Origin of the sequence: Yoonia sp. (genome assembly GCF_046292185.1) — a bacterium.
Taxonomy (GTDB): domain Bacteria; phylum Pseudomonadota; class Alphaproteobacteria; order Rhodobacterales; family Rhodobacteraceae; genus Yoonia.
On sequence record NZ_JBKBQY010000012.1, the window covers coordinates 21,842 to 47,209 of the forward strand.

The window sequence follows — 25,368 nt, forward strand, 5'->3', positions numbered from 1 at the left end:
CAAGACCCGCAGCAACGCTTTTTGCGATCAGATGAACGCGATCACCATCGCCAGCGTCACAATGACCAGCAGGACCGACCACATATGGTGTGATTTCCACAGCGGGGTGTCGGCCAGCGCCTCGCGATCCTTCCGCCAGCTGTCACGGCTCCAGACATTTTCACCCGGTTCCAGATCGGGTGCTTCGGATCGCAAGGTGATAGCCACAAAGATCACAAGGTTCATCAGCAACATCAGACCAGTGCCATAAAGGAACTGCAAATCGATGAGTTCCAGCGCCTCGAAAGCTGTGAAGCAGGCGATACCGATGGGAATACCAATCGACAAGGTCCAGAAGGCCGCATGCCGCGGTGGCCGCCCCCAGAACAGACCGCCCAGAAAGACGACCACGACCGGCATCGTGATATAGCCCAGAAACGACTGGAAATACTCCACGATACCACCGAAAGACCCGATGATCGGTGCCCAGATCGCCGCGAGTACCATGAAGACGCCAACCAAAACGCGGCTGATCATCAACATTTTATCCTCGCCCCAATCTTTTTTGCGCGGCTTGATGAAGTCATTGACGACAAGTGACGCGCTGCCGTTAAGAACGGAATCGACGGTGGACATCAACGCAGCGACCAGCGCCGCCAACGCGAGGCCGCGCAGCCCCTCGGGCAGCAGGCCGAACACCAGGGCAGGCCAGATCTGATCTGCATCACCGATATCGGGGAAGACATCACGGCCCATGACACCGGGAAGCACCAGAATAAACAAAAATGGCAGCTGCATCGCACCGGCCAGCAGCAACCCCCAGCGCCCGTGATCAAGGTTCTTGGCCGCGAGAACCTTTTGAACCACCACCTGATTGGTTGTCCAATAATAAAAGCTAAGCCAGATCGCCCCGGTAAAAATGCCGGGCCATGGAAAGAAGTCGTCATCAGGCGGGGGCGCGATAGTAAATCCGCCCTCTGGCGCGGCTTCACGTACGCCTTCCCACGAGCCGATCTGTGCGAAGGTCAGGTAAAAGATAATAAACCCTACGATAATCAGCAAGACACCCTGGATCGTGTCCGTCACCATAACGGCCTTCAGGCCGCCGAAAATCACATAGACCCCGCCAAGAAAGGCGATACTTGCGATCAGTATCCAGAGCGGCACTTCCGGGAACAGCAGTTTCAAGGTCAGTGATCCTGCGAACAGCGCGCCGGCACTGTCGATCACAATGGCGGTAAAGACGGAAAAAGCCGCAAAAACCTTTCGCGACCGGGTGTCATAGCGTTTTTCCAGAAACTCTGGCATCGTGCTAACCTTTGAACGCAGGTAAAACGGCAAAACGAACAGCGAGAAAAAGACCAGCACCAGCGTCGCGGTCCATTCATAGTTCCACACAGCAATACCATGTTCATACCCGGCCCCCGCCAGACCGACGAAGGATGTGCCAGATAAATTGGCTGACATCATGGAAATGCCGATCACCGGCCACAGAACGCCCCCGCCACCAAGGTAGCTTTTACTATCCTTTTGTGACCGACTGACCCACAATCCGATCGCCATGACGGCAACGATGTAAATTGCGGCGATCGTAAAATCAGGAACTGTGACTGTAAAATCTGGCATTTTATTTTGCTCCAAAATCGCAGGAAACCACCCTCGAACCGTGCCCTCACGAAATTGTTCCCGATCGGGAAGATAATTGAGCATGCAGATGGCACCCGGGAACCTTGGCCCGGGCGCCTGGTTGGTCGGCTGAACAGAACACTGAGGGATCAGGCCGCAGCGATTACATGTCAGGAGACGCACACAACATTTTCCTTGATACTATTGCGCTATCGCTTGAGGTGATGGGCGTGCTGGCAATTGCTGCGGGCGCTGCCTTTGCCTTGGCCGAAGCCGCGCGCAACGTTGTTCGACGTTCGAGCGGCAAAAAAGTCTACGATCTTTTCCGGACGCGATTGGCGAAAAGCATCCTGATCGGCGTGGAGTTTCTGATCGCCGCAGATATTGTTGGCACCGTCATCGTCGAGCCGACGGCTGAGCGCCTTGCTGTCCTTGGGCTTATCGTTCTAATCCGCACCTTCCTGAGTTTCACACTGGAAGTGGAGATCGAAGGGCGGTGGCCATGGCAGCGCAAGAGCAACCGACACGAAGAGGACTAAAACGAAAAAGGCATAGCCATACAAGACTGGGGCGTCGTAAATCCTCCACCTATGGGAGCCTGGCGATCAATCAACCTTCGTTTTCATTCCAGTCGAACTGACGCCCAAAGTTGCAGGTGAAAAAGCGACCCAAATAGCGGTCGGATCGATGCAGTAGGTGAATGGGGTGCCTGCAGGCTCATGAGCATACTGCGACATAAATGCCAAAAAAGAGCACATATTTAACATCTATGTTGTCATTTCACACGTATCATATAGGGGCGGCGAAAAAGAAGGAATGATTGCAAATGCAGGACGAGTACCAATCAAGCGGCGAGCTGGAAAATGAGATGAAACAGCTTCTGGACCGCATTGAACAAGAGCCGGTTTCCAACGAACTTCGTTCATTGGCAAAACAGCTTCAAAAGCTAATGGAAGATCGCAAGGAGACGGAGAATAGCCTTGATTGATACAGATCCACGCATATGCGCCAACGGCGGTGGCTAAGCCAACTCCATGTCGCTTTGGCTCGCGTAAGAAACCGAGCCAGGGCTAATTCGCCGCAAGCGCGACCACTGCCGAGCAGCTGACCCTCGACCTCGGTTCAATCAGGAGCTCTGTCAGCGCACCTCAAGAACATCGAGAAAATTCTTTGCGCCGAGATCCGCGATCACCATCGCACGTGCCCGGTTCACGCGGCTTTTGACAGTGCCAATGGCACAGCCGCATATCTCAGCCGTCGTTTCGTAACTCTCTCCGATCATCACGACCAGAAGCAAAGCTTCGCGATAGTGTCGAGGAAGCCGTTCGATGCACTGAAGAAGACGCGTCCCTGCGATACGCTCGTCATGTGCGGGGGCGCAAGAAAGGACGGTCGACGCGCAATCGGCCTTGCCTGGAAATTCCCGCGCCCGTTTCCGGATGTCCGTCAAGAACGTGTTACGCATGATCGTGAATAACCATGCCCGAAGATTTGTGCCGCGTTGGAATTTGGAAATATTCGCGATCGCCTTAAGTAGCGTCGTCTGGACCAGATCATCGGCGTCATCGTGCTGTTTTGTCAAACTGCGCGCATAGGCGCGCAGCGCAGGGACATACTTCAGTACCTCGTCAGCATCCTCATCGCCAGATTTATGGATTTTGGTCGCTTCCGACATCGTATGAGCTCCGTGAACAAACGCTGTAGCAACCCAACGCGTTAGCAGTACGCGAAGTTCCGCCGCCGGACAAATTAGTTCGCCAATAAAGGGAAAACCCGCATCGCCTGATACTATTCCGTGCAGGGTCCGTGTGTTTTTTGGCGGGTAACCGCAGCCGCACTCAGCTAATTTCGACACAATCTGAAACATCATGGCAATTTGGCGGTTTGCTACCAAAGAGCGAGCGCAGCACTGGTGGCCCGGTCAGTGCGCGCTCCAACACGGCGCGAACGAGTAACTGCGCGCTTTAGGCGAACCTGGATGTACTGATGATAGAAGAGATTTTTGCTTTGTTTGAAAACCTGCCGGCGTTTGTATATCCGGTTATTGTCATTGTCAGCGCGGTGATCGTGGCGCTGGCCGCGCATTGGCTGGCCTTTCGCGTGGTGCAGCGGATTTTTGACACCAGCGGCGGGCTCGCGGAAACGCTGATGCGGCATACCAAATCGCCGTTGCGCCTGGCGTTTATTCTTGTCGGTCTGATCGCGGTCTTACCCCAAGTCGCGCTGCCCAGGATCTGGGAAGGACGATTACAGCACACCGCTCTGGTTCTGATCATTGTGTTGATTGGGTGGACAATGCTGATGCTGACCAACTTTTTCACTGAACGGTCTGTCGTTCGCTATCGGTTCGACACTGACGACAATCTGGCTGCGCGGAAATATGTGACGCAAGTCCGCGTGCTGCGCCGCGCAATCGACATTATTGTGGTGATTTTGACCACTGCTGCGGCGTTACTGACGTTTGAGGGGGTGCAGCAATATGGGGTCAGCCTCTTCGCCTCCGCAGGTGCGGCCGGCCTTGTGCTTGGCCTTGCGGGGCGACCAGTGCTGGCAAATCTGATAGCCGGTATCCAAATTGCAATCACACAACCAATCAGGCTGGAAGATGTGGTGATCGTCGAAGGCGAATGGGGCTGGATCGAAGAAATTTCAGCGACCTATGTCGTGGTGCGCATCTGGGATTGGCGCCGTATGGTGGTCCCCCTATCCTATTTTATCGAACAGCCCTTCCAGAACTGGACCCGCGAAGCAGCGTCAATTATCGGCGAAGTGACGTGGCACCTTGATTACACCGTGCCGGTGGCAAAGGTGCGCGCAAAGCTAGAAGAGCTAGTCAAGACCTCGCCCTATTGGGACGGTAACGTCGTCAATTTGCAAGTTACCGATGCAGATAAGGAAACCATCAAGCTGCGTGGATTGATGAGCGCGCGCACATCGCCGATCGCTTGGGATCTACGCTGCGAGATTCGCGAAAAACTGATTGATTGGTTGCAGGCGGAATATCCCGGCGCACTGCCGCGCCTGCGGGTCTATGCGACGCAAGCCTCCACGGAAGCAGTAGCAGAGCAGCAAAGCCGCAAATTGGGTTGAGGCGCGTTCCCCGGCCCGTATTGCTCTTCTCCGTCGCCCTTGGCCTGCCAGCGATGTGATATCAGCCGGACGATGTCGGCGTGCCCGGCTGATGCCACTGGAAATCAAGGAGCTTTGTTAAGGCGCTTTTCCGCGATCTGTGTCAGTTTCTTATCGGCGGCCTCTTCTTCGGCCAAGGTCCGCTTAAGGATATCCGCACATTCAGTGCGTCCCATTTCTTGCGACCATGCGATCAGCGTACCGTAGCGCGCCATTTCGTAATGTTCGACCGCCTGCGCGGCAGCGGCTAATGCGGCGTCCAGAACCTTTTCGTCGCCGATTTCTTTTGAAAGTTCGTCAGCTTCCTTGATGATCCCGTCAATCGCCGGGCAGTTCACGCCTTTCGGCTTTTTGTCGAGTATGGAGAATACGTCTTCCAGACGCTGAAGCTGATCTTTGGTTTCCTGCAGGTGCTTTTCAAACGCTTCTTTCAACGCGCCGTCTGATGCCTTGTCGATCATTTTGTGCAGCGCTTTCTCGATCTGCTGCTCTGCATAATAGATATCTTCGAGCGTGTGCAGATATAGATCGTCCATCGTTTGAATATCTTTTGAAAACAAACCCATAATTTCTACTCCATTCGCGTTTGCACAAAGCGGGATTGCCTGCGCACGGACCCCAACCAGCATCAGGACCCGATGTTCCGGCCGCAATTACGCAAGGAATTCGCATGCTCCGTCTGAGATCGTAACGTGAAGCTCGGAAGGCTTTGTTTCAAGAAACCGGCAAGGTTCCTCCTATCCTCCGGCGTGGCGAGACCCCTCTGGAACATCGAGAAAAGGCCCTTGTTGAAGGGCGCAGGGACCACAAGGTCCTTTCGTAAACCAAAGGAGACTATCATGACCAAGACAAATGGACTCGTACTCGCCGCCTTTCTCATGGCGTCCACGTCGCCCATGGCTATCGGCCAGACGACCACTCCCGATCCGGGCACTGAGCCGACACCGCTACCCGGCGATGAAGCGCCAATGGATACGGAACCGACGCCGCTGCCCGGCGATGACGCACCAGTGGGGGCCGAACCGACACCGCTGCCGGGCGAGGATGCCCCGGTTGGCACCGACATGACCACGCAGGAGGGTATGATGGATCAGCTTGATGACAACCGTGACATCATCAACAACCTTAGCCTAGGGACGACGGGTGAACTGGATTGGGAAACACAGTTTTCCGGCCTGTCGCCCGACGCCGAAATCCGGGTGGTCACGCTTTCAGAGCTTCGTGATGCTGACGACCCGACCGCACCGATCCTGGATCAGGTGATGCCGGGATTCGAGGCTGATCGGGAAAACCTGCATGCGGCGATCGAAGGTAACGAAACGTTGCTAACGGCGCTGGAAGACGAAGGCCATAGCGTCGAGGACGTGGTCGCAGCCGTGGTCCAGCCTGGCGCTGAAATCGAGGCGACTCTGGTCGTAGACGACAACGGCGCAGATATGGACTTTGACACGGAAGTTGAGGCCGAAGGCGAAGCCGACCTTTAACACTGCGATAGGTTGCGCATCTCCGCTGCGGCGGGGGTGCGTGTCTACAAATCGGATGGCTGAGACCCGATATCTGCCGGCCATGTATCCGGTTGGAAAACGCCAGCATGGGAACAATTTCTCTCCTACTCTGTTTGGCCAGAACATTGAGGAGGACAAGACATGGCAGACCCGACCCGAAAAGCGCAGGCAACCGCAAGATTTGGTATTGATATTGACGCCGCAGAGGGGCGTGACGAACTGGCACGCCCCGAGGCACCGGACATGCCGCCGCCTGTGGATGACGGCGCGGCGCGCGACCCGTTAGCGCCAGCGCCAGTGCGTGAAGATCGCGGCATCCACGATGCTGACCCCACCAACAATGACGCGACGCGCACTGCCCGATCCGACAGCGTCAAGGTGCCGGGCGTCGACAGCGCGTCCCCCGCGTCGACGCCCGACCCGGAAATCGCGCCTTCCGGGCCGGGCCTGTCCGGGCTGGTGACTGTGGCGATCATCGCCCTCATCGCTCTGGCCGTGCTAATCATGGTCTATCCATAACCGCCCGCGGCAATCAGATCATTGGCTTGCCGCCTGTCACCGCGATTGTCGCGCCCGACACATAGCTCGACATCGGCTCGGCCAGCATCACATATGCCGAGGCAAGTTCCACCGGCTGGGCGGGGCGACCCATCGGATAGCTCGCCCCAAATTCAGAGACTTTTTCTGCGGCAAAGCTGCCCGGAATCAATGGTGTCCAGACCGGGCCGGGAGCCACGCAGTTGACCCTGACACCATCTCCGGCAAGCATTTGTGCCAGACCTGCGGTGAAATTCTGAACCGCACCTTTTGTGGTCGCATAGGCCAGCAACCCTGGGTTCGGCTGATCAGAATTGATGGACGCGGTATTGATGATCGACCCGCCGTCCTTCATATGCTTAGCTGCTGCCTTGCTGAGATAAAACATCGCATGAATGTTGATCGCAAAGGTGCGCTGCCATTCAACGTCCGATATCTCGTCAATTTCGTTGAAAAGTTGCTGATGCGCAGCGTTGTTCACCAAGATATCTACGCGGCCGAATTCCTCGACCACAGCGGCGACGATGGCGCGACAATGTTCAGGGTCAGAGATATCGCCCGGCAAAAGCAAGCATTGCTGGCCGCATTCCAGGATCATGCTCTCAGTATCCTTGGCATCCTCGCTTTCATCAAGATAGCTGATCGCGACATGGGCGCCTTCACGGGCATAGGCGATCGCGACGGCACGACCGATTCCGCTGTCGCCGCCAGTAATCAGGGCCACATGCCCTTTCAACCGACCTGATCCGCGCCAGGAACGTTCGCCGTGATCAGGCCGGGGGTCCATCCGTGTAAAGCTGCCGGGCAGTGTCTGCGTCTGCTCCGGAAACGGTGGCCGTGGATATGATTTCGCACGGGATCGGGTCGTCGTGGAAACGTCGCTGTAGCCTTGCGCGCCCTTCCAAAGCGCGCCTGGTTGTTTCGTCGAGGCATCAGCATCAGGATTCACATCCTCGCGATGCTGGCCTGCCGGATCAATCTGCTGCTGGCGTTGATCGACGACATCTTTTTCCTCGTGGCGCAAATGTTGATTTTCGGGAAGGTTTTGTGGCTTGTTGTCAGCGTTCTCTGGAAGCGATGTCATAAGACTTCTTTCCTTTATGGTTAAAGATGCGCTGACAACCTCGGCCTGCGTCAGGTTGTTCCAGCCTGGCAACCTCGCGCCCAACACTGGTCGCGACCGTCAGATCGACCGCGCCAGTTCTTTCAGGAACGCTGCGGCCCATTCCTTTGCCCCGAAATCGGTCACACGGGACAAAAGCGCTGCGTGACGTGCACGTCTTTCCTCCAGCGGCATCGTCAGCCCGCGGTAAAGCTGCTTTGCCATGTCGTCGGTATCGTAGGGATTGACGATCAGGGCCTCTTGCATTTCCTCGGCGGCGCCAGCGAATTGTGACAGGATCAAGACGCCAGGATCATCAGGGTCCTGCGCAGCGACATATTCCTTAGCGACCAGATTCATGCCGTCACGCAGGGGGGTCACAAAACCGATATGGCTGTGGCGCATCAGCGGCGCTATCAAATCGCGCGGCAACGGCCGACAGATATGTTGCAGCGGCGTCCAATCAATATCGGCAAAACGACCGTTGATCGCCCCGGCCAGTTGCTCAAGCTCGGCGCGGATATCGGCATAGGCGTCGACTTCTCCGCGCGAAGGCGGCGTGATCTGCACAAAATTGACATGCTTGCCAAGCTCGGGATGCGACAGCAAAAGTTCATCGAAAGCCTTGAACCGTTCCGGCAGTCCTTTTGAATAATCCAGCCGGTCAACGCCCAAGATACGCTGCAATGCCGGCGTTTCCACCGGCGTCTTTGCCAAAAGCGCCTCGGGGCTCGTCTCACGTGCGAGCTTGCCAAATTCGGCAGCATCAATGCCGATCGGAAAGCGGCCGACGCGCAACCGCTTTTGCCCCGTGCGTATGACGTCCTGCCCCACCACAGCGTCGGGTTTATGGGCCGCCAGATAGGATTTAAGGTTGTTCACATCTGTATGTGTCTGGAAGCCCAGCAGGTCATAGGCCAGCAGCCCCTCGATCAGCGCGTCATGATCCGGTGTGGCGGACAGCAACTCCGGCGGCGGAAATGGGATATGCAGAAAAAACCCGATCTTCTGTCTGCATCCCAGTCTACGCAGGATGCCCGCAAGCGGGATCAGATGATAATCATGAATCCAGATTGTGTCATCCGGCTGTAGCATCGGCATCAACTGGCGGGCAAACGCCTCGTTCACGCGCAGATACCCCTCGAAGGCGTTGGTGCTGATGTGCACCAGATCCAGCCTGTAATGGAATAACGGCCATAAAAGCCCGTTGGCATATTCGGCATAATACTCGGTGAAATCTTCCGGTGAGATCGGTATCCCAACGCAGGTGACAGACCCATGTTCGCTGACCTGCATCGGCCCGCCGGTCTGACCCTCGCGCTTGCCGTCCCACCCGAACCACATGCCACCCTGCTGTCTGATCGCATCTGCCAGACCGACTGCCAGGCCACCCGATTGCACAGAGGCGCTCAGGTCCGCCACGCGGTTCGACACGACCACAAGACGGGGCTGGCTGCCTTCGTTCGATAAACAAGACGAAAGGTCCTCGTCATTAGTCCAGTCGTATGACGCTGCGGGAATAGGCGGAGGAGCGGGATGGAGGGTCATTGCAAAAACCTGCTGCTGATTTCACAATGATCAACTAGATCAGGGGGCAAATGTTCCCTCGCAGGTGACCGTCAATCGACCAATTTACCCAGATAGTGCGCGAAGGCACCAGGGTCTTGCAGGCGATGTCGGGCACAGGTGACGCCATCACCAATCTTCAGTGAAACGCCATCCTGCTGATTCACATATCGGAACGCAGATTCATCAGTGACGTCATCGCCCGCAAAGAACGCAAGCCGACCTGCGAAGGGTAGCGCCTGCATCAGGCTTGCGACGGCATCACCCTTCGTTTGCCGCCCAAGGATCAGTTCAAGCACCATCTTACCGGTCATCAAGGTGATCTGCTGATCCGCGGCGGCCTGTTCTCTCATGAATTGTTGGCACGTGTCCGCCAGTTCGGGGCGGTTGCGAAAATGCAGGGCAATTGCGCCGGGCTTGGGTTCTGCCTGCAGGCCCGGACGGCTCTGCGCAAATTCGGTGACTGAAGCGACCAGATCTGCATAAGTGGCCTCGCTGTATTCCGCCCGTGTCACGAAGTCTTCGCCCAGTCGCCGTTCAAGTCCGTGGACCCCTACCGCAGGCAGGCGCAAAGGCGAAAGGATCCGGTCAATCTGGTCAATTGAGCGACCCGAAATAAGCGCCAGCGCGCCACCCGACTGCGCATAAAGCCGGTCAAGGATGTCCAGAACTGGTCGGGCAACACGTGCGCTTTGCGGATCAGTCACGATCTCAGCCAGCGTGCCATCGACATCCAGAAAGAACGCGGTCTGCGCAGCCCGCAGGTCGTGTGGGGGCGAAGGGTCATGGGACACGATTGTTCCTTTTCTTTGCTCGGGCAGGTGCCGATCAACGCGGCAAACCGCAAAATTGTTTCCCAGAAAAGGTAGCGCTGACGAAACCGCTCTTGGGTTGGAACATTCCTACCCCAGGCTTGTTCATGTGTCGCACCCATCAGGCCGGCAATGTCCGCGGCGGTTTGGTCCAAGTGCCACGATGCCCAGATAAAGTTCACCTCATGACCGTAACACGACAAGCCCGAAGCAATTTCCACGGATCATCGACGTGCGCTGTGGGCGGCTGACAGATAAATATAAAGGAAATTTTCATGCCCGAGCGAACACCAAATTTTCATCCGACTATTGAAACGCAGTCTGACGAAAAAACGACCACACGTGGGCAAATACGGGGGAACGGTGGGGAAACGCATCAACAGCCTGATCAGGACCAGTATCTGACCACGGCCAACGGGACACCGGTTTCAGACAACCAGAATTCCTTGCGCGCCGGACCGCGCGGTGCAGGCTTGCTGGAAGATTTCGCAATGCGCGAAAAGATCTTTCACTTTGACCACGAAAGAATCCCCGAACGCGTTGTCCATGCACGCGGCTACGGCGCACATGGATATTTCGAAACCACCAAAGCCCTGCCGGATGTCACTGCCGCCAGCCTCTTTCAGCAAGAGGGCGAGCGGGTGCCGGCCTTCGTCCGGTTCTCCACCGTTGCGGGAAACAAAGGGTCCATGGACCTTGCCCGCGACGTGCGCGGCTTTGCCGTCAAGCTTTATACCCAAGAAGGCAATTGGGATATCGTAGGCAACAACATCCCAGTGTTCTTCATTCAGGATGCGATCAAATTCCCTGATCTGATCCATTCGGTCAAGGATGAACCCGACCGTGGCTTTCCCCAAGCGCAATCCGCGCATGACAATTTCTGGGATTTCATCTCGCTCATGCCAGAGGCGATGCACATGGTCATGTGGCAGATGTCGGACCGTGCGATCCCCCGGTCGTTCCGGTTCATGGAAGGCTTTGGCGTCCACAGCTTTCGTTTCGTGAATCCCGAGGGCAAGGGCACTTTTGTCAAATTCCACTGGAAACCACGTCAGGGTCTGCAATCCGTGCTTTGGGACGAAGCGGTCAAGATCAACGGCGCTGACCCCGATTTTCACCGACGCGATCTGTGGACCGCGATCGAGACAGGCGATTACCCCGAATGGGACCTGGCAGTGCAGTTGTTCGATGACGATTTTGCCGATGCGTTCGATTTTGATGTGCTGGACCCGACCAAGATCATCCCCGAAGAAGAGGTACCTTTGCAGATCGTCGGGCGGCTTGTGCTGAACCGCAATGTCGATAATTTCTTTACCGAAACCGAACAGGTCGCCTTTTGCACCCAGAACATCGTGCCGGGGGTGGATTTCACCAATGACCCACTTTTGCAGGGGCGCAATTTTTCCTATCTGGATACCCAGCTGAAACGGTTGGGCGGACCAAATTTCACCCAGATCCCGATCAATGCGCCGCGCTGTCCTATGCATCACTTCCAGCAGGACGGGCATATGCAGACCCGCGGCCCCAGCGGCCGGGCAAATTATGAACCCAATAGCTGGGAAAAGGGCGGGCCACGTGCCGATCCGCAGCGCGGGCACCGCAGCTTTCCAGAGGAAATCTCTGGCGAAAAGCGCAAGATCCGGCCCGAAAGCTTTGCCGACCATTACAGTCAGGCCCGGCAATTCTACATCAGTCAGACGAGTATCGAACAGGACCATATCGCCGATGCGCTGGTGTTCGAATTATCCAAGGTTGAAACACCCCAGATCCGGGAACGGCTGGTCGCTCATCTGCCAAACATCGATACTGCCTTGGCTGAAAAAGTTGCAACCGGGCTTGGCATGGCCGAAGTACCCTCCGCGCATGCACCAGCGGTGCAGCCGGACCATGGTCTCAAACCCTCTGATGCCTTGTCGATCCTCAAAAACGGGCCGGATAGTTTCAAGGGGCGCAAACTTGGCGTGCTGGTTACTGACGGGATTGATGGCGATCTGCTGGATGCGCTGATGCAGTCGTTCACCGAGGAAGGTGCGATGGTTGCGCTAATTGCGACCAAGATCGGCGGCATCACCACCGCGCAAGGTCAGAAGGTTCCTGCGGATCACATCATCGACGGTGCGCCATCCGTGCTGTTTGATGCGGTGGCAATCCTGGCGACGGAAGCCGAGGTGGAAAACCTGCAATCCATGCACCCGGTGCGCAATTTTGTTGCTGACGCAGTGGCACATGCAAAGTTCATCGCATTTTCGGCCGCGGCGGAATCCTTGGTACTGTCAGCGCAGGATGATCCTGATGCAGGCATGTTCATCCTGTCCGACGTCGGCGACGCCGCCCCTTTCGTTCAGGCATGCGGCGCGCTGCGGTTCTGGGATCGCATATCATGAATGAAAACCGTCCACCCGCGCCGGTCCTGAAAAACATTTATGGATGGCAGGCGGGGGCGCCTTGGGATGCCGCCATCATCATCCCGGCGAGAGACGAATCCGCCCGCATAGAGGCCTGCCTTCACGCGGTCGCTGATGCGATTGAACAGTCGCAGATGACAGCGGGCGTCGTCCTTTGCGTCAATGATACGCAGGATGACACCGCAAAAAAGGCTGCGAGTGTGCTGCAAGAACGGCGGCTGGGCAACCTTATCGTTGATCTGCGGTTTCCATCGGGCACCGGCGGCGTAGGGCGCGCACGTGACTTAGGCTGCCGGTTATCGCAGCGGATGACCAACGCACCGGAAATCCTGCTGACGACAGATGCCGACAGTCGGGTTAAACCGGATTGGGTCACAGCAAATCTGGCAGAACTGTCATCCGCTGACATCGTCTTCGGGACCATTGTCCCCGACCCGGCCGAACTCGCACAGCTTGCGCCCCATCTGGCAAAGCATGGCACGATCGAGGAGGATTACAGATCCGCTGCGATCCGCTTGGCCAACCGCCTCGATCCCTTGCCACATGACCCCGACCCGAACCACCGGACACCATCAGGGGCCAGCATCGCGCTTTCGGCAGAAGCACTGCGTCGGCTTGGCGGTATCCCTTGGCATCAGGTATCCGAAGACCGCGAACTTGCGCTTCAGGCAGAAGCACTTGATTTACGAATCCGGCATGCGAGCCGTCCCGAGGTCATCACGTCATGTCGGCTTAACGGGCGCACTGCGGGCGGCATGGCCAGTACATTGCAGGAACGCTGTGTCGCAATTGACCCTTACTGTGACCCGTGGCTGGAACGTGCCCATGCTTTGGCGACCCGGTATCGGGCGAAAGGCGAATTGCGGGCGGTCTGGCCAAACGCAGAGGAATGTCGACGCATCGCGCAGCGCTTGCTCGGGGCTGGTCCTGTCCCGCATGCGGAGAATTACTACACGTTCGGAAGGTTCTGGCAGGCACTTGAGAACACTCATCCCGGCCTGAAACGCATGCCGATCCGGCACAGCGATGCAGCACGTGAGCTTCCTTCTCTCAGATGTCACATGGACGGGAATTTGCTGTCATTGCCGGCGCACCGCTTTTCCAGGCGCGAGCAAGAGCTGGATTTTCGACGTTGAAGCAACCGAGATGGCCAATGCAGCATCCGCGCCAGCCTCCTGTTTCCTTGAACAGGTTCGCAGCCTCTAGGTAATGCCCGCGCCTGGTATTTAAGGTGCTGCAAAACAGCGGGCGTCCGCTTTCGCGGTGACCCTGATCCGCAGGGTGGCAGCGGCACGAAAGATCACCTTCTGCGGCACTGTGAAGCACATCTTCAAACGTTCACATAATCAGAATAATCGCATGGAACAATTCGCCTTACTAGGTCCCGTAGAAGCCGGTCCCTTGAGCCACACCTTTAGCGCGGCACAAGCGAAATCCGACGCCATCCTCGCCCGGCTTACCAAGCCTCATTACGTCAGCGTAATCGAAGTCGGCTGCGCAGTCGGTACTCTCAGCGCGCTATTGCAGGCGCGCTGCGACAGGTTCCTTGGGATCGACCTGTCATCAACAGCGATTGAAAGGGCCAAGACGCGCCTTGCCCACTGCAACAACGTTGGCCTGAGGCAGGTTTCGGTTCCGCATCGTTGGCCCCGCAGGCAAGCCGATCTGATTGTCCTGTCAGAGACGCTTCACCATCTGAGCGCGAAAGCATTGCGCGATCTGGCGCGGTGCATCAATTCATCATTGATCCCCGGATCAGAGATCGTGGTGCTCGTCAGACCCGGCAATACCGACACACGACTTTCCGGCGCGCAAGCCGCTCAGATCTTCATTCACGCTTTGGCAGCGCTCCGCACCCTGCAAATTTACCAGCACCTGCAAGCGCCGGGTTATGTTCATTACACCCTGCTGTGTCCAGTCGTCGGAAAATGAACCCACTTTGACGCGCAGCAAACGTTGCCGGTGAAAGGGCGGCTCGCCAAAGCGAAGTCACCGCCGGATGCAGCTACGGCGCGGGCGATGGCTGACACGAAAAAAAAGTTTTGGAACACCCCTTCAGCCTGCTTGTTGAAACAGCAGGAAAGGAAATGCTATGAACATCACTGACAATGAACTGCCCGAAAACAATGGACAAGACCCGTTCCTGAATGAGTCCGACCGCCTGATCGCCTCTGATCGGGTTGAAGGTACAGCCGTCTTTGGCCCGGACCGGGAAAAGATCGGCACTGTCCAGAACTTCATGGTCGACAAAGTCTCAGGCAAAGCGTCCTACGCTGTGATGTCATTCGGCGGCTTTCTGGGTATCGGCGAACGTTATCACCCGCTGCCGTGGGATGCGCTGACCTATGACGTTGAGCTTGGCGGCTACCTTGTCGACATCACACGGGAGCAGCTGGAAAACGCGCCGAATTATGGAGCCAACGAAGAACCTTGGGGCGATCCGGAATACGGTCGTCGACTGCATGGGCATTACGGTTATCCCTACGGGCTGTAATCAAAGCGGCAATGGCGTGGCTTTCAGCCTCGCCATTGCCGACAGACACGAAGGGATCGCCATGCCGATCGCGGCCAGCCCCGATCCATCCGCAAGTGTTGTCTTGGCGCGGATAGCTTTTGTGGCACCGACCTGATTTCAGCGAAAGAGGTGGCTGACCTGCGCTTACCTGCTGACGATTGACGATCTGATCCTGCCTGGACGGAACCCGCGCCGGCAGATGCGGATTATAGGGGTAAGCCTATTGGTACGAGGATAGCCATGCTCGCCTTTTTGATGAATCATATCGAGTTTGTGAACGCGTTCCTTAACGCGACAATGGTGCTGATCTGGACGGTTTATCTACAGGTCTTTCTGATGAGCCATCTACGCCAAGGCCGCAATGTCATCCACATCGATCTGGGCGCTGCCCAAGGCGCGCGCTCCCGCTGTCTTGTGACTAATTTGGGTGCTACCGCAATTTATGTTCAGGCGATCATTGCTGAGCTGTCGAGCAAGGGCCATGCTTCGCGTACCAGGATTACCGATCGCGATGAGATTTCCGAAAACGATATCGAAGATCCACTCGCCCGCACTAATCGTGGCACTTTGCAGCCCGGTCAAACCGTGGATATCGGGTCTCTTGATGATCTGGTAAGCCGCGCGCGCATCAGGCTGGAAGAAGACTGGAAAAGCGACGACATCGATACGGTGACAATCACCGTGGTGGCCATTTCCGGGCAGCTGGACCGTGTTGTCGGTGCAAGCAAGACTTTCAATTCAGAACGCGATGCGAAGGGCAATAATTTCAGCGCGAAAGACATACTTACCCAGCAGATACGGCCGCGCCAGACCCGAGAACAGTTTTCGAAACTCCTGAGCGGCCAGCGCTTCACCTGACGTGGAATCCCCTGCCCCTGCGGGTATGCTGGCTGTCCTCTGGAACAATCATTCGCACTGCGTGTTTTATCCGGTCAGCGCCCACAAAAAAAAGGAGCGGAGGATGAAGCATCCCGACCATCAGCAAGGCGCCTCGCGGCTTATTTGGGGCGCATTCCTGATGGGCGTTGCACTTGGCGGATTCTTTGACGGGATTTTGCTGCATCAGGTCTTGCAATGGCATCATCTGCTAAGCGGGGTCGCCCCCACAGAGACAGTTTCAGATCTACGTTTTCAGATTCTTGCAGATGGCGCCTTTCACGTTTTAAATTATATCGTCGCAATCTTAGGCCTGTGGCTGGTTCTGTCGAACAATCGGGCCCTTAAGCCTCGTATCGCAAGCCGGACGGTGCTCGGATGGGCCGTGCTCGGATTTGGCGCGTGGCATTGGCTGGATGCCGTTGTCGTACATTGGGGGTTACAACTTCACCGTATCCGGATGGACGTCCAGAACCCGCTTTTTTGGGACATGGGATGGTTGATGCTTTTTGGGGTTCTGCCCTTGGCAGCGGGTTTCTATTTGCTACGCAGAAAGCCGCCCGGTGACGGGGGCGGGCCCGAGGGACCACGCGGCAGCAAGGTGGCCGCAGGCGCGCTGATCCTGAGCGTTCTCATTGCCGGACCCGTCGCTGCCGTGCCGCCCGTGAACCGGGATGATGAAAACAGAACCCTCGTGGTTTTTCGCCCTGGTGTTTCCTTTGCCGACATCGTCGCCGCCACCGACTCTGTGGATGGCCGCCTGATCTGGACGGATAAGAGCGAAATGGTCTGGCTTATCGCGCTCGGCCCGGATGCAAGCCCATCAGCGTTTTATCGGCACGGTGCCTTGTTGGTCGGCAGCGGGCCAGTCGCTGTCGGCTGCCTCAGCTGGACGCAGGTTTGAGCAACCAAACCCGCCGCGCCGCGCGCGCGTGGACTTCAAGAACTAGAGGTTAACCGGAAAGGAAATGAGACATGTCACAAAAATACATTCTATTCTGTGGGGCAGGTGCTGCACTTGGTTCACTTGCCGCGATCATGGCATGTGCCAAAACAGAGGGGCGCCCCGTGCTGGCCCCAGTCAGCGCGTCGAGCCATTGGCTGCACGGAGGTGATGCGATCCGACATGGCGATCCGGACCTCAGTCATACCGGCCTGGGTGCGGCAACTAACATCGCTGCAGGGTGCATGTGGGGCGGGCTGTTGGGTGCGCATCTTCAGGGCACAAGCCCAGCGTCGCGCGACATTATCAAAGACGGGGTTGTCATGGGGGCTATTGCGGGGGTGCTCGACTATGGCCTTCTGCCTCGCCGACTTTCACCCGGATGGGAGCTTGCGCTGTCGGACCGCTCTGTCGTTCTGTCGATGGCTGCGATGGCGGGTGGGGCGATTCTAGGCGGCTTGACGGCAAGGGCGTTCGACGCGTCCGCAAGGCGAAGCTAAGACACGGCCAGAGTACCCGGCGCAGAGCAGAGGCAGCCTTGTGCGACCAAACGGCGACCGACGCGGGAATACTTGTCTGAGGACCTGCGCGATGACCCCGGTTCTGGGTTGGAACATCTGCTGGACCCACGGGTTTGAACCGGAACAAACCGACCCCTAATTTCAGGAGAAGCCAAAATGCCCGAGACCCGTAAATATGTTGACCAATGGCTGCGCGATGCACATGCAATGGAAGCGCAGGCTGAAACGATCCTCGAAGGTCAGATCAACCGTATCCGCCATTACCCCGCACTTGCTGCACGCATGAAAACCCATCTCGAAGAAACGACAAGCCAGCGTGAACGGCTTGAGGCGTGTATGGAACGGCGCGGCACATCCACCTCTGGCCTGAAGGACGCATCCGCGAAATTCACAGCAATGATGCAGAACCTTGGGGGCGTGTTTGCGGGCGATGAAGTCGTCAAGGGCACGCTGGCCAGCTATTCCTTTGAGGCAATGGAAATCGCCTCTTACCGTATTCTCGCCGCTGCCGCCGAGGCAGAAGGCGATACGCAGACCGCGCAGCTTTGCAATGAGATCTGCCGAGAAGAAGAGGCAATGGCTGATTGGCTCAAAGAGCATATGCCAAATCTGACACTTGCGTTCTTTGACCGGGCAAAATCCGACGATACCGAGGCCAAGCGGTAATCGACGGTCAATCAGAAAAGGCGTGCGCGTCTGGCATATGTACCGCTGTCGACGCACGCCTTCCACTTGTGGACCCTTTGCCGCGTCGGCCAACGGCGAGACAAAGGGGCTCTGGCCCGCCCTACCGGTTTTCCAACAGAAAAAAGAAAGTACCGCGTCATGCAAACCCTCACTCCACGCTTGTTTCGGGAACTGGCAGCCTGCGAAGCGCCATTATGCGTTAGCCTTTATATGGAGATGTCAGCGGGCGGCGGCGATCACGATCAGATCCGCATCGCGCTCAAGAATGCAAAGGCCGAGGCGACAGAAGTCATCGCACAGCTAGAGGCAGGCGTGGAGCCAGACGCTGTTTCATCGGTAAAGGAACGCATAGCGCTGCTGGGATATGGCGATGTTGCGGGCGGGCATGACCGGCGGGTCGCCGTCTTCATCGCCCCGGATATGACACATGTCGTCGATGCCCGTTTCGACGACATTGGTGTTCGTGTCGGAACATACTTTCGCATTGCGCCGCTTTTAGGTCATCTGACGCAGACCCCCGCTCATGCGGTGCTGGTCGTCAGCAGCGAACAAGCTAGTCTTTACCTTGCAACCGGCGGCGCGCTAGAGGAACAACAGGTGCCGGACATGCCCTCCGCGCTGTCCGATATCAGCCAGTTTACCGATCAGCAGGAGAAGGGCAACATCCACGGGCGCGAGGATTCCGGCATTCCCGCATCTTACAAGGGTGGCCCGGCAAGCCCGTCCGGTCCGGCGGGCCCGGCAGGCGTTCCACATCACAGCATGGGCGGGCATGATTGGCGCGAAGATCACGAACAGGATATGCGCGGCTATGCCAACGGGGTGATCAATGCGGTACAAAACCACCTGAGCGGCACCAACCTCCCTTTGGTCATTGTCGCGGACGAACGACTTTATGGCATGCTGCATGCCAGCACTGACTATCCGTTTCTTGTGTCCGGTGGGGTAACACAACATCCCGGCAGTCTTGATGAAAAGGATCTGGCTGCTGCTGCCTCCGCATGTCTTGATGATGCGGTCGAACAGAGGCTTGACGAAGCTTGGGACAAGGTGGCGATGTCGCTGGGCCGCGACGACCATGAGGCCAGCACCGATCCTTTAGAAATTGTCACAGCGGCCGCTGCCGGCCGTGTGGCACATCTTTTTGTGAAAAACGACGCCCGCGTGCCCGGGCATTTTGATCCGGAAGCTCAGACCGCTGAGGCTGCCGCTGACGGTCCAGAGGACCTGATCGACCGTGCCATCATCTATACGTTGCGAAACGGGGGCGATGTTTTTGCGCTCGAGAATGACGGTAATCCGGCGACAGACATAGCGGCCTCATTCAGATACCCCGCCTGATATATAGGTCGCGCGCAATGCTGCAGGAAAAGCCTGCGGCGACGCGCGCGACTCAAGGCCGCTTTGGAAAAGCCGTTGTCCGGTTTATCGGGCGAGGTCCCCGAGCGGAGACGCAGCGAAAAACATCACTCTACGACAGGAGCAGGCTCCGGTGCGGTTTCTGCGGGTGCCGCCTCTGGTGTTGCCTCGGCTGCGGGCGCTGGCGCCGTTTCGACATTCACCGACACATCGCCGCCGGTTGGCGCGGATGCATTCGTCGTCGGCATGCCGTCACCCATGACAAAGTAGGCAACGACGATAACTGCCACCAGCAAGCCACCGACAATGAACCAGATCATAGAGCCAGAGCCCGACGGCGCAGCCTCTGTCCGGTTGATTGTCGTATGTGTTGAGGTTGGTGTCTTTTCGACCTTTATTTCGTCCATGTTCTTTCCTTCTGGTCTGTCTTTACAACGCATCGACCCGCATACGCGGGCCATTTCAGTTATTGCTGTGGGGCCCCGGCGCAAATAATCCGCACCGCAGCCCGGTTTGCCCGGTCTGCATGTCTGGCCCGGTATGAGACCGGACCAGACAGCCGACTGCGCGGCCTTAACGCAGGACGCGCACAATCGTTCCGGTTTCAGCGTCGATAAGAACCGTTTGATTATTCACAGTCAGATACCGGAATTCCGGCTGATCAGGCACGTCGTAAGCCACGACTTCTGTCGGCACGCCCGCACCCACGGCCACTTCACCGTTCAGATAGATCGTCTCGACCGGGTTGGCAGTGACATAGACCAGGGTCTGTTCCGATGGCTCGACCGACGCGACACCCGCCGCAGTGCCCAGCATACCCCCGGCGATGATGCCCCCAACCGGACCACCTGCGGCAAAGGCGATCAGCGAGCCCAAGGTCGCACCGACTGCAGCAGCGGTGTTCTGTTCGCTTTGCGTCGCATCGTCGTCAGGCACAGTGACTGTCTGCAAAGACAGGCTGCCGGGGCGGTTGACTAGGGCAACGGGTGTCGCGTCTTCCTCGACATAGAGATACTCAGCCGAGGCCCAAGCGGTTTGACCATCAAAACTGATCTGGCACCAGCTTACGTCTTCCAAGCAGCCTTCAATGACGACAGGTTGGTTGAGTTCCAACACGCCGACGGATGGGGCAAATTCGCTCGGGCTGACGCGCGCCGAGATTTCGGCGCCGGCACGGGCTTCGGTCGATTGAGCAAATGAGGGTGCGGCAGCAGTCAACGCGATCGCCGAAGCGACAGTAAGGGCTAAAGATTTCATGAAACGTCCTTTCGAGCCGCAGAGCGCCTACCTGATTTTCAGGGGCTGCGTCGCGGTCTGACGCCTTAATATCAGGAGCAGCGTTAAACGCCGGATATAAAGAGGTCGTGTTTTGGGTTGTGGCGATTTTCCGCCTAGTAAGCCTTACTTGTCAGATCCTTGCCTAAGCAAGATCCGCAATCCGTCCGAATTCTGTGCCGGAAAGGAATCCAAGGCATTGACGCCAGATATATTTCCCGCTTAAGTTGCATTGTGCAGGATGGGTGTCGAAAGAATGCAGGTCGGGCTCCTAGATCCCTTTACAGTGTCAAATAGTGAAGATTTTACAGTAACTGTCATCTTGCGTGGATCGTATGGGCATGTTTCTCAGTCAGTTTTTTACAAGAGCAACAGTCCCGCTCAAACACCTCGCCAAGCCATTTCCTGGAAAGATGCCCCTTCTCTTGGGGTTAATTTTGGTTGCCGCCCTTTCCATCACTTCTATTGTGACTTCAAATCGCGATGACGGTATATTTGTAAGCCATATACCGGACCGGAAATCCGTCGACGTCACTGTAATGTTCCCCTACCCGTCTGGCCAAGGTCCACGCGCGCATTACACTGAACATCTTGCATGGCTGAACGCCGTGGGTGGTAATGCACGTGCGGCGGACCGGCATACGAATGCATGGACAAACGCCTATGTCGTTGGCTATTGGCTTTCGGATCGTCCTGACGACTTGCCCGATCTGCTGGAAACCTTAGCTGGCGTGTTCGACCCTCTTGACCTGCCACCATCCTTTGCGGCTGAAGAACGCAACATCATCCTGCGCGAGTATGAGTACCGCATGGCGGGCAATACGGACGCCCATGCGGCAGAGGCGATGGATGCGTTCCTTTACCAAGGCCATGGCCTCGCCGCCTCCATCATCGGCTCACGAGAGCAGATCATGGCGCTGACCTATGGCGCAGCACGCGATCTTCATGCGCAGACGCATCGGCCAGACTTGGCAACCGTGGTCGTGACTGGCGACATCACCGAGCGGCAGGTCAGGCGCGCTATGCGCGAAGCAGGTTGGCCAGTGGCGGAGGCAGACCGGCCCCGCATCGCATACTCAGTATTCACCCTGGCCGAGGCGGCAGAAACCAGTTTTCGCTATCCGCATGAAACAGCAGCCCCACGCCTGATCTGGCGGCGGGTAGTGACCCTGCCTGAACCGGTGCAGTTCGACCTGCTTGAGGCGCAAACCGCATTGCTGCGCGACATTCTCGATACTAACCTGCCCGGCGGTCTGGTCGGGCCTTTGCGATCAGATGGAGCAATGGCCCGCAGTTTCGACGTCCATATCTGGCCGATAGATGAACGTCACATCGAGATAAGCTTTCGCGCTACACCTGATCGCGGCGTCACGCTGACGGGATTGCGCACCGCGTTGGACGCGACACTTTCAGATATCGTCCTTACAGGCATTCCTGAAGACACCTATATACGCGTGCTGAACCGCTTCGACGGGTTTTGGCCTGACTGGGATGATCGCAAGGAGACAGCCGACTGGATGGCGGACTATGTGCGCGACCGCGTTTCTACCTTGCGTGAACCGCTGTCAGAGCGCGCGCTCAAACGCCTGAACGGCAATCTGTCATTAGCCACCACCAACGCGCTTTTGCATCAACTCGACCGACCCGGGCGCACAGCCAGCGCCTTTATCGGCCCAGAGGACTCATTCGAATGATCATCCGTTCTCTTCTTGTGGTATCTGCGCTCTTCATATTGTCTGCTTGCAAGGAAGACGGGCCAATAGCGACCAGCCAGACCAGCGATGGTGGGCATGCCTATACGCTGATCACCATTCCCGACCATGATTATGTCTCAATTCAGATCGCCTGGGGCACGAACTGGGCTTATCGTAGTGACACTAACAAAGCCGCGCCATTCATCGGGACAGAGCTGATCCTTGCAGGGGGCGCCGAGGGTTATCCGGCGGGAGAAGTGGCCGAACTTTTCGCGGATCTGGATTCCGAAGGGATGATCTACAATGCCGTCAACGATCATGTCATCGGCGAACTGACATTCTTACCCAAGCACATAGCAGAAACGCTCAAGATTGCGAACGCGCATCTGCGTGCGCCGACGCTGGATCCGGTGTGGTTCGACCGGATCAGCACCGGCCTTGCGCAAAACATGGCCGAAGCGCAGTCCCAGCCGACCCATGCAGGGTTCGATGCTGCGCGGTGGGCTATTTTCCGTGAACAGCCTATCCGCAATGCGCTATCCCTTGATGATCCCGAGACATTCGTATCCGTCACGCCAGAGGATATTGCTGCGTGGCATCGGGAGACGTTCACCAGCACGCCCGAAGCAACTGTGATCGCTGGCGATGTCGCACCAGCCGTTGCTGGTGCAGCACTTGACACGCTGCTGTCCGGCTTACCAGCGGCGTCCCGCCAGCCTTCCCACGCGGCCGAACCCGACTTCAGCCCTCGCCGCATCCTGCTGCACCTACCAGAGGCAGAAGTTTCGACGCTGACTTTCATCGCACCGATGCCAGAAACTCGGCACGGCGGCGAGATGGAGGATCTGATACTGTCGCATGCGCTGGGAGGCGACGATCAAAGCGCCCTATTCCGCGCCATACGCACCGAACTGCGCGCAAGCTACGGGTTCAGCGCTGGCACGGCAAATTATACTCGTGAGCATCGGTTCTTGTTCATGACCGGCGAAGTCGAAACCAGTAAACTTGCGCAGGCAGAGAATGTCGTGCGCGAAGCCTATGCCCGCTTCATCAAAGAGGGCCCACAAGGACCAATCGGCGACCGCAAGGCAGCTTTTGCACAGCATTTTGAAGAGATGCCCGATTATGTCGTTGATCAGGCTGCCGCAGAATTGCAAAGCGCGCTGGATGGGTTTTCCGAAGGCCGGTCATTGGAGCTGGCAACAGAATTAAGTGTCGTCACAGAGGAAAGCATCACGCGCCGGCTGCGAGCGGAATATCCGGCACCGGACGCGATGCTGGTTGTTGCGGTAGCGCCGGACGCCGCAGTCTTGCCAAGCGCCTGTGTCATCACGTCACCGCACGAGGCGGCTGATTGTCCGTAACCGAACGGCGGATCAGGCAATTTTAAGAAGCTTGCCGCACACCGATGGCCGCAATCGGCAGGCAGCAATGATACCCCAAGGTTTCTTCCGGTTTGCGGAGATTATCCGCCATTCTCAGCGATAGGGGATGCGCCCGACGATGATTAACTATGACACCCATTTGGGACAATACGCCATTATTTTAGTGTATTGGCAGCCGCAGGCAGGGCCTAGATGGTAAAAAGCTTGATCAGCCAGTGTGATCATGCAAGCTCTGTATCAAGCGGCGGGCGAACCGGTACCACTGGGAAAGCCCTTTTTGGAGCCAGTGCAAATGGTAAAAGAAGGCTCGACCGACCACACCATTCAGCGAGCGCCCTCAGTAATCTTCGTGCTTCCTGATCTCGCAAAAAACGGTGCCATTAAACAAACTCTTGTCATCGCCGAGGGGGTCGCAAAAGCCAGCGATATACGCAGCGCCGTTTATGTCCTGAATATGCCTAACGAAGACCGGCCAAATCTTTCCGTCCCCCTCTTTGGCGTCACGACCGATTTTTATATCCTGCCCTTTCTAGGGCGCTTCCGCATCGTGACGAAGATTAACCACAAAATGCGACGCATCATGGAATTTGTTTTCCTTCTGTGGGCAATGCGCAAGTTCGATGTGGTTTTCGCAGCATTTGAGGCGGGCAGCGGTTTGACACAACCGGCCTGGGCGGCCCGTATTCTGCGCAAGCGTTTTTGCATTATCGTGCATAACAATATCCTGATCTCCCTCCCCGGTTACTTCCCCGATTGGCCAGTCGAAACCACGAAACGGCATTTTCGCCGTGCCAACCGCCTTATCCTTGTGTCGCCGGGGCTTGAGGTCGCTCTGACAGAATTCCTGGGCGAAGATGAGGCGGTGCCGCCCTTTGTTGCAATCCAGAACGGGATAGATGTTGAAACGCATCTGAAACAGCTTCAAGCGCCGCCCCTCTGTGAAAGTACCATCGCGCCGGACTCTCTAGGGCGCTTTTTCCTCGCCATCGGTCGGTTAGATTATCAAAAGGGGGTCGATTGGCTGATCCACGCCCATGCATTGGCCCTAGAGACAGGCGAAAAGCATGTGCTGGTGCTGGCGGGCAACGGGCCGGACGCATATAAAGAACAGCTTCAGGCGCAGGCGCGCGACCTTGGCGTGGCCGATAGCGTGCATTTTGTCGGATATTGTTCGAACCCAGCCGGGCTATTGCAACATGCCTACGGCTATTGCATGACCTCGCGCTTCGAGGGGTTCTCGCTTGCACTTTCGGAGGCTGCTGCAGCCGGTGCCCCATGTATCGCAATGCACTGCATATCGGGACCAAACGAAATCCTGTCGGATGGTAAATATGGTGATCTTGTTGCCAATGGTGACGTTGCCGCGATGGCGAATGCCATGGTCGCGCATTTGCGAAACCCCGTCCCATTGAGACAAAAAGCAGCGGCGTCGCGCGCTGATGCAAGTCGGCT

Annotated in this window: 25 protein-coding genes; 17 read left to right on the forward strand and 8 right to left on the reverse strand. The window is 57.0% G+C overall.

The genetic code is table 11. The features are described 5' to 3' along the window. Window positions 1-27 precede the first annotated feature (27 nt). The gene (locus ACK4TM_RS03935; RefSeq protein WP_409697051.1) at window positions 28-1,605 is read right to left on the reverse strand and encodes a sodium:solute symporter family transporter; all 1,578 of its coding nucleotides are present in this window, start codon (window positions 1,603-1,605) and stop codon (window positions 28-30) included. A gap of 224 nt (window positions 1,606-1,829) precedes the next feature. Between ACK4TM_RS03935 and ACK4TM_RS03940 the strand changes: the two genes are divergently transcribed. Both ACK4TM_RS03940 and ACK4TM_RS03945 read left to right on the forward strand, forming a co-directional pair. Continuing rightward, window positions 1,830-2,144, forward strand: coding sequence for a DUF1622 domain-containing protein (locus tag ACK4TM_RS03940; protein WP_409697054.1), 315 nt, complete (start codon window positions 1,830-1,832; stop codon window positions 2,142-2,144). Window positions 2,145-2,431: 287 nt separating this feature from the next. Next, a complete protein-coding gene (locus tag ACK4TM_RS03945; RefSeq protein WP_409697057.1) occupies window positions 2,432-2,593 on the forward strand; it encodes a hypothetical protein in 162 nt (53 codons plus the stop codon). A 150-nt stretch (window positions 2,594-2,743) separates the two neighbouring features. On the opposite strand, the gene ACK4TM_RS03950 is transcribed toward ACK4TM_RS03945, so the two are convergent. Next, entirely contained in the window at window positions 2,744-3,280 is a 537-nt protein-coding gene (locus ACK4TM_RS03950) for a sigma-70 family RNA polymerase sigma factor (protein ID WP_409697060.1), read from the reverse strand. Window positions 3,281-3,591: 311 nt separating this feature from the next. Here ACK4TM_RS03950 and ACK4TM_RS03955 point away from each other — a divergent pair, with 311 nt between their 5' ends. Beyond that, entirely contained in the window at window positions 3,592-4,695 is a 1,104-nt protein-coding gene (locus tag ACK4TM_RS03955; protein WP_409697063.1) for a mechanosensitive ion channel family protein, read from the forward strand. Window positions 4,696-4,799: 104 nt separating this feature from the next. Here the strand turns inward: ACK4TM_RS03955 and ACK4TM_RS03960 are convergent, their stop codons facing one another. Further along, the gene (locus ACK4TM_RS03960; RefSeq protein ID WP_409697120.1) at window positions 4,800-5,300 is read right to left on the reverse strand and encodes a ferritin-like domain-containing protein; all 501 of its coding nucleotides are present in this window, start codon (window positions 5,298-5,300) and stop codon (window positions 4,800-4,802) included. A gap of 273 nt (window positions 5,301-5,573) precedes the next feature. Here ACK4TM_RS03960 and ACK4TM_RS03965 point away from each other — a divergent pair, with 273 nt between their 5' ends. Beyond that, window positions 5,574-6,218 (forward strand): hypothetical protein, encoded by a 645-nt coding sequence (locus ACK4TM_RS03965; protein WP_409697066.1) that lies wholly within the window; start codon window positions 5,574-5,576, stop codon window positions 6,216-6,218. 162 nt (window positions 6,219-6,380) lie between these two features. Beyond that, window positions 6,381-6,758, forward strand: a complete 378-nt coding sequence (locus ACK4TM_RS03970; protein ID WP_409697069.1) for a hypothetical protein — start codon at window positions 6,381-6,383, stop codon at window positions 6,756-6,758. A 13-nt stretch (window positions 6,759-6,771) separates the two neighbouring features. Here ACK4TM_RS03970 and ACK4TM_RS03975 read toward each other — a convergent pair whose 3' ends face one another. The 3 genes from ACK4TM_RS03975 to otsB all read right to left on the reverse strand — a co-directional run bounded on the left by ACK4TM_RS03975 (window position 6,772) and on the right by otsB (window position 10,238). Continuing rightward, the gene (locus ACK4TM_RS03975) at window positions 6,772-7,584 is read right to left on the reverse strand and encodes a glucose 1-dehydrogenase (protein WP_409697123.1); all 813 of its coding nucleotides are present in this window, start codon (window positions 7,582-7,584) and stop codon (window positions 6,772-6,774) included. A gap of 375 nt (window positions 7,585-7,959) precedes the next feature. Further along, the gene (locus tag ACK4TM_RS03980; protein ID WP_409697072.1) at window positions 7,960-9,426 is read right to left on the reverse strand and encodes a trehalose-6-phosphate synthase; all 1,467 of its coding nucleotides are present in this window, start codon (window positions 9,424-9,426) and stop codon (window positions 7,960-7,962) included. Between the two features lie 71 nt (window positions 9,427-9,497). Further along, window positions 9,498-10,238, reverse strand: coding sequence for a trehalose-phosphatase (otsB, locus tag ACK4TM_RS03985; protein WP_409697075.1), 741 nt, complete (start codon window positions 10,236-10,238; stop codon window positions 9,498-9,500). Between the two features lie 293 nt (window positions 10,239-10,531). On the opposite strand from otsB, the gene ACK4TM_RS03990 reads away from it, so the two are divergent. The 9 genes from ACK4TM_RS03990 to ACK4TM_RS04030 all read left to right on the forward strand — a co-directional run bounded on the left by ACK4TM_RS03990 (window position 10,532) and on the right by ACK4TM_RS04030 (window position 19,544). Then, window positions 10,532-12,640 carry a catalase gene (locus ACK4TM_RS03990; protein WP_409697078.1) on the forward strand — a complete coding sequence of 703 codons (2,109 nt, stop codon included), beginning with the start codon at window positions 10,532-10,534 and terminating at the stop codon, window positions 12,638-12,640. Continuing rightward, window positions 12,637-13,797, forward strand: a complete 1,161-nt coding sequence (locus tag ACK4TM_RS03995; RefSeq protein ID WP_409697081.1) for a glycosyltransferase — start codon at window positions 12,637-12,639, stop codon at window positions 13,795-13,797. Before ACK4TM_RS03990 ends, ACK4TM_RS03995 begins: the two co-directional genes overlap by 4 nt. 181 nt (window positions 13,798-13,978) lie before the next feature. After that, window positions 13,979-14,593 (forward strand): class I SAM-dependent DNA methyltransferase, encoded by a 615-nt coding sequence (locus ACK4TM_RS04000; RefSeq protein WP_409697084.1) that lies wholly within the window; start codon window positions 13,979-13,981, stop codon window positions 14,591-14,593. Between the two features lie 160 nt (window positions 14,594-14,753). Beyond that, the gene (locus ACK4TM_RS04005; protein WP_409697087.1) at window positions 14,754-15,155 is read left to right on the forward strand and encodes a PRC-barrel domain-containing protein; all 402 of its coding nucleotides are present in this window, start codon (window positions 14,754-14,756) and stop codon (window positions 15,153-15,155) included. 261 nt (window positions 15,156-15,416) lie between these two features. Continuing rightward, the gene (locus ACK4TM_RS04010) at window positions 15,417-16,034 is read left to right on the forward strand and encodes a hypothetical protein (RefSeq protein ID WP_409697090.1); all 618 of its coding nucleotides are present in this window, start codon (window positions 15,417-15,419) and stop codon (window positions 16,032-16,034) included. A gap of 103 nt (window positions 16,035-16,137) precedes the next feature. Then, complete coding sequence (locus tag ACK4TM_RS04015; RefSeq protein ID WP_409697093.1) at window positions 16,138-16,956, forward strand: DUF2243 domain-containing protein; 819 nt, start codon at window positions 16,138-16,140, stop codon at window positions 16,954-16,956. 71 nt (window positions 16,957-17,027) lie between these two features. Continuing rightward, complete coding sequence (locus tag ACK4TM_RS04020; RefSeq protein ID WP_409697096.1) at window positions 17,028-17,495, forward strand: hypothetical protein; 468 nt, start codon at window positions 17,028-17,030, stop codon at window positions 17,493-17,495. A gap of 177 nt (window positions 17,496-17,672) precedes the next feature. Then, complete coding sequence (locus ACK4TM_RS04025) at window positions 17,673-18,182, forward strand: ferritin-like domain-containing protein (protein WP_409697099.1); 510 nt, start codon at window positions 17,673-17,675, stop codon at window positions 18,180-18,182. A gap of 159 nt (window positions 18,183-18,341) precedes the next feature. Further along, window positions 18,342-19,544 carry a hypothetical protein gene (locus ACK4TM_RS04030; RefSeq protein WP_409697102.1) on the forward strand — a complete coding sequence of 401 codons (1,203 nt, stop codon included), beginning with the start codon at window positions 18,342-18,344 and terminating at the stop codon, window positions 19,542-19,544. A 125-nt stretch (window positions 19,545-19,669) separates the two neighbouring features. Here ACK4TM_RS04030 and ACK4TM_RS04035 read toward each other — a convergent pair whose 3' ends face one another. Beyond that, complete coding sequence (locus tag ACK4TM_RS04035) at window positions 19,670-19,969, reverse strand: hypothetical protein (protein ID WP_409697105.1); 300 nt, start codon at window positions 19,967-19,969, stop codon at window positions 19,670-19,672. Between the two features lie 166 nt (window positions 19,970-20,135). After that, the gene (locus tag ACK4TM_RS04040) at window positions 20,136-20,819 is read right to left on the reverse strand and encodes a DUF1236 domain-containing protein (protein WP_409697108.1); all 684 of its coding nucleotides are present in this window, start codon (window positions 20,817-20,819) and stop codon (window positions 20,136-20,138) included. A 557-nt stretch (window positions 20,820-21,376) separates the two neighbouring features. Between ACK4TM_RS04040 and ACK4TM_RS04045 the strand changes: the two genes are divergently transcribed. From ACK4TM_RS04045 to ACK4TM_RS04055, 3 genes are all read left to right on the forward strand, one after another. After that, complete coding sequence (locus ACK4TM_RS04045; RefSeq protein WP_409697111.1) at window positions 21,377-22,531, forward strand: M16 family metallopeptidase; 1,155 nt, start codon at window positions 21,377-21,379, stop codon at window positions 22,529-22,531. Then, window positions 22,528-23,895: a M16 family metallopeptidase gene (locus ACK4TM_RS04050; RefSeq protein ID WP_409697114.1), complete on the forward strand. Its 1,368-nt coding sequence runs from the start codon at window positions 22,528-22,530 to the stop codon at window positions 23,893-23,895. The genes ACK4TM_RS04045 and ACK4TM_RS04050 overlap by 4 nt, the downstream gene beginning before the upstream one ends. A gap of 244 nt (window positions 23,896-24,139) precedes the next feature. Continuing rightward, window positions 24,140-25,368: glycosyltransferase (locus tag ACK4TM_RS04055; RefSeq protein WP_409697117.1), on the forward strand; the 1,229-nt coding region annotated here is incomplete at its 3' end.

What these genes read in the sequence shown, in the direction of transcription:
- ACK4TM_RS03935 (WP_409697051.1), bottom strand. Translation starts at nt 1,605, where the DNA reads ATGCCAGATTTTACAGTCACAGTTCCTGATTTTACGATCGCCGCAATT.
- ACK4TM_RS03940 (WP_409697054.1), top strand. Translation starts at nt 1,830, where the DNA reads ATGGGCGTGCTGGCAATTGCTGCGGGCGCTGCCTTTGCCTTGGCCGAA.
- ACK4TM_RS03945 (WP_409697057.1), top strand. Translation starts at nt 2,432, where the DNA reads ATGCAGGACGAGTACCAATCAAGCGGCGAGCTGGAAAATGAGATGAAA.
- ACK4TM_RS03950 (WP_409697060.1), bottom strand. Translation starts at nt 3,280, where the DNA reads ATGTCGGAAGCGACCAAAATCCATAAATCTGGCGATGAGGATGCTGAC.
- ACK4TM_RS03955 (WP_409697063.1), top strand. Translation starts at nt 3,592, where the DNA reads ATGATAGAAGAGATTTTTGCTTTGTTTGAAAACCTGCCGGCGTTTGTA.
- ACK4TM_RS03960 (WP_409697120.1), bottom strand. Translation starts at nt 5,300, where the DNA reads ATGGGTTTGTTTTCAAAAGATATTCAAACGATGGACGATCTATATCTG.
- ACK4TM_RS03965 (WP_409697066.1), top strand. Translation starts at nt 5,574, where the DNA reads ATGACCAAGACAAATGGACTCGTACTCGCCGCCTTTCTCATGGCGTCC.
- ACK4TM_RS03970 (WP_409697069.1), top strand. Translation starts at nt 6,381, where the DNA reads ATGGCAGACCCGACCCGAAAAGCGCAGGCAACCGCAAGATTTGGTATT.
- ACK4TM_RS03980 (WP_409697072.1), bottom strand. Translation starts at nt 9,426, where the DNA reads ATGACCCTCCATCCCGCTCCTCCGCCTATTCCCGCAGCGTCATACGAC.
- ACK4TM_RS03990 (WP_409697078.1), top strand. Translation starts at nt 10,532, where the DNA reads ATGCCCGAGCGAACACCAAATTTTCATCCGACTATTGAAACGCAGTCT.
- ACK4TM_RS03995 (WP_409697081.1), top strand. Translation starts at nt 12,637, where the DNA reads ATGAATGAAAACCGTCCACCCGCGCCGGTCCTGAAAAACATTTATGGA.
- ACK4TM_RS04005 (WP_409697087.1), top strand. Translation starts at nt 14,754, where the DNA reads ATGAACATCACTGACAATGAACTGCCCGAAAACAATGGACAAGACCCG.
- ACK4TM_RS04010 (WP_409697090.1), top strand. Translation starts at nt 15,417, where the DNA reads ATGCTCGCCTTTTTGATGAATCATATCGAGTTTGTGAACGCGTTCCTT.
- ACK4TM_RS04015 (WP_409697093.1), top strand. Translation starts at nt 16,138, where the DNA reads ATGAAGCATCCCGACCATCAGCAAGGCGCCTCGCGGCTTATTTGGGGC.
- ACK4TM_RS04020 (WP_409697096.1), top strand. Translation starts at nt 17,028, where the DNA reads ATGTCACAAAAATACATTCTATTCTGTGGGGCAGGTGCTGCACTTGGT.
- ACK4TM_RS04025 (WP_409697099.1), top strand. Translation starts at nt 17,673, where the DNA reads ATGCCCGAGACCCGTAAATATGTTGACCAATGGCTGCGCGATGCACAT.
- ACK4TM_RS04030 (WP_409697102.1), top strand. Translation starts at nt 18,342, where the DNA reads ATGCAAACCCTCACTCCACGCTTGTTTCGGGAACTGGCAGCCTGCGAA.
- ACK4TM_RS04035 (WP_409697105.1), bottom strand. Translation starts at nt 19,969, where the DNA reads ATGGACGAAATAAAGGTCGAAAAGACACCAACCTCAACACATACGACA.
- ACK4TM_RS04040 (WP_409697108.1), bottom strand. Translation starts at nt 20,819, where the DNA reads ATGAAATCTTTAGCCCTTACTGTCGCTTCGGCGATCGCGTTGACTGCT.
- ACK4TM_RS04045 (WP_409697111.1), top strand. Translation starts at nt 21,377, where the DNA reads ATGTTCCCCTACCCGTCTGGCCAAGGTCCACGCGCGCATTACACTGAA.
- ACK4TM_RS04050 (WP_409697114.1), top strand. Translation starts at nt 22,528, where the DNA reads ATGATCATCCGTTCTCTTCTTGTGGTATCTGCGCTCTTCATATTGTCT.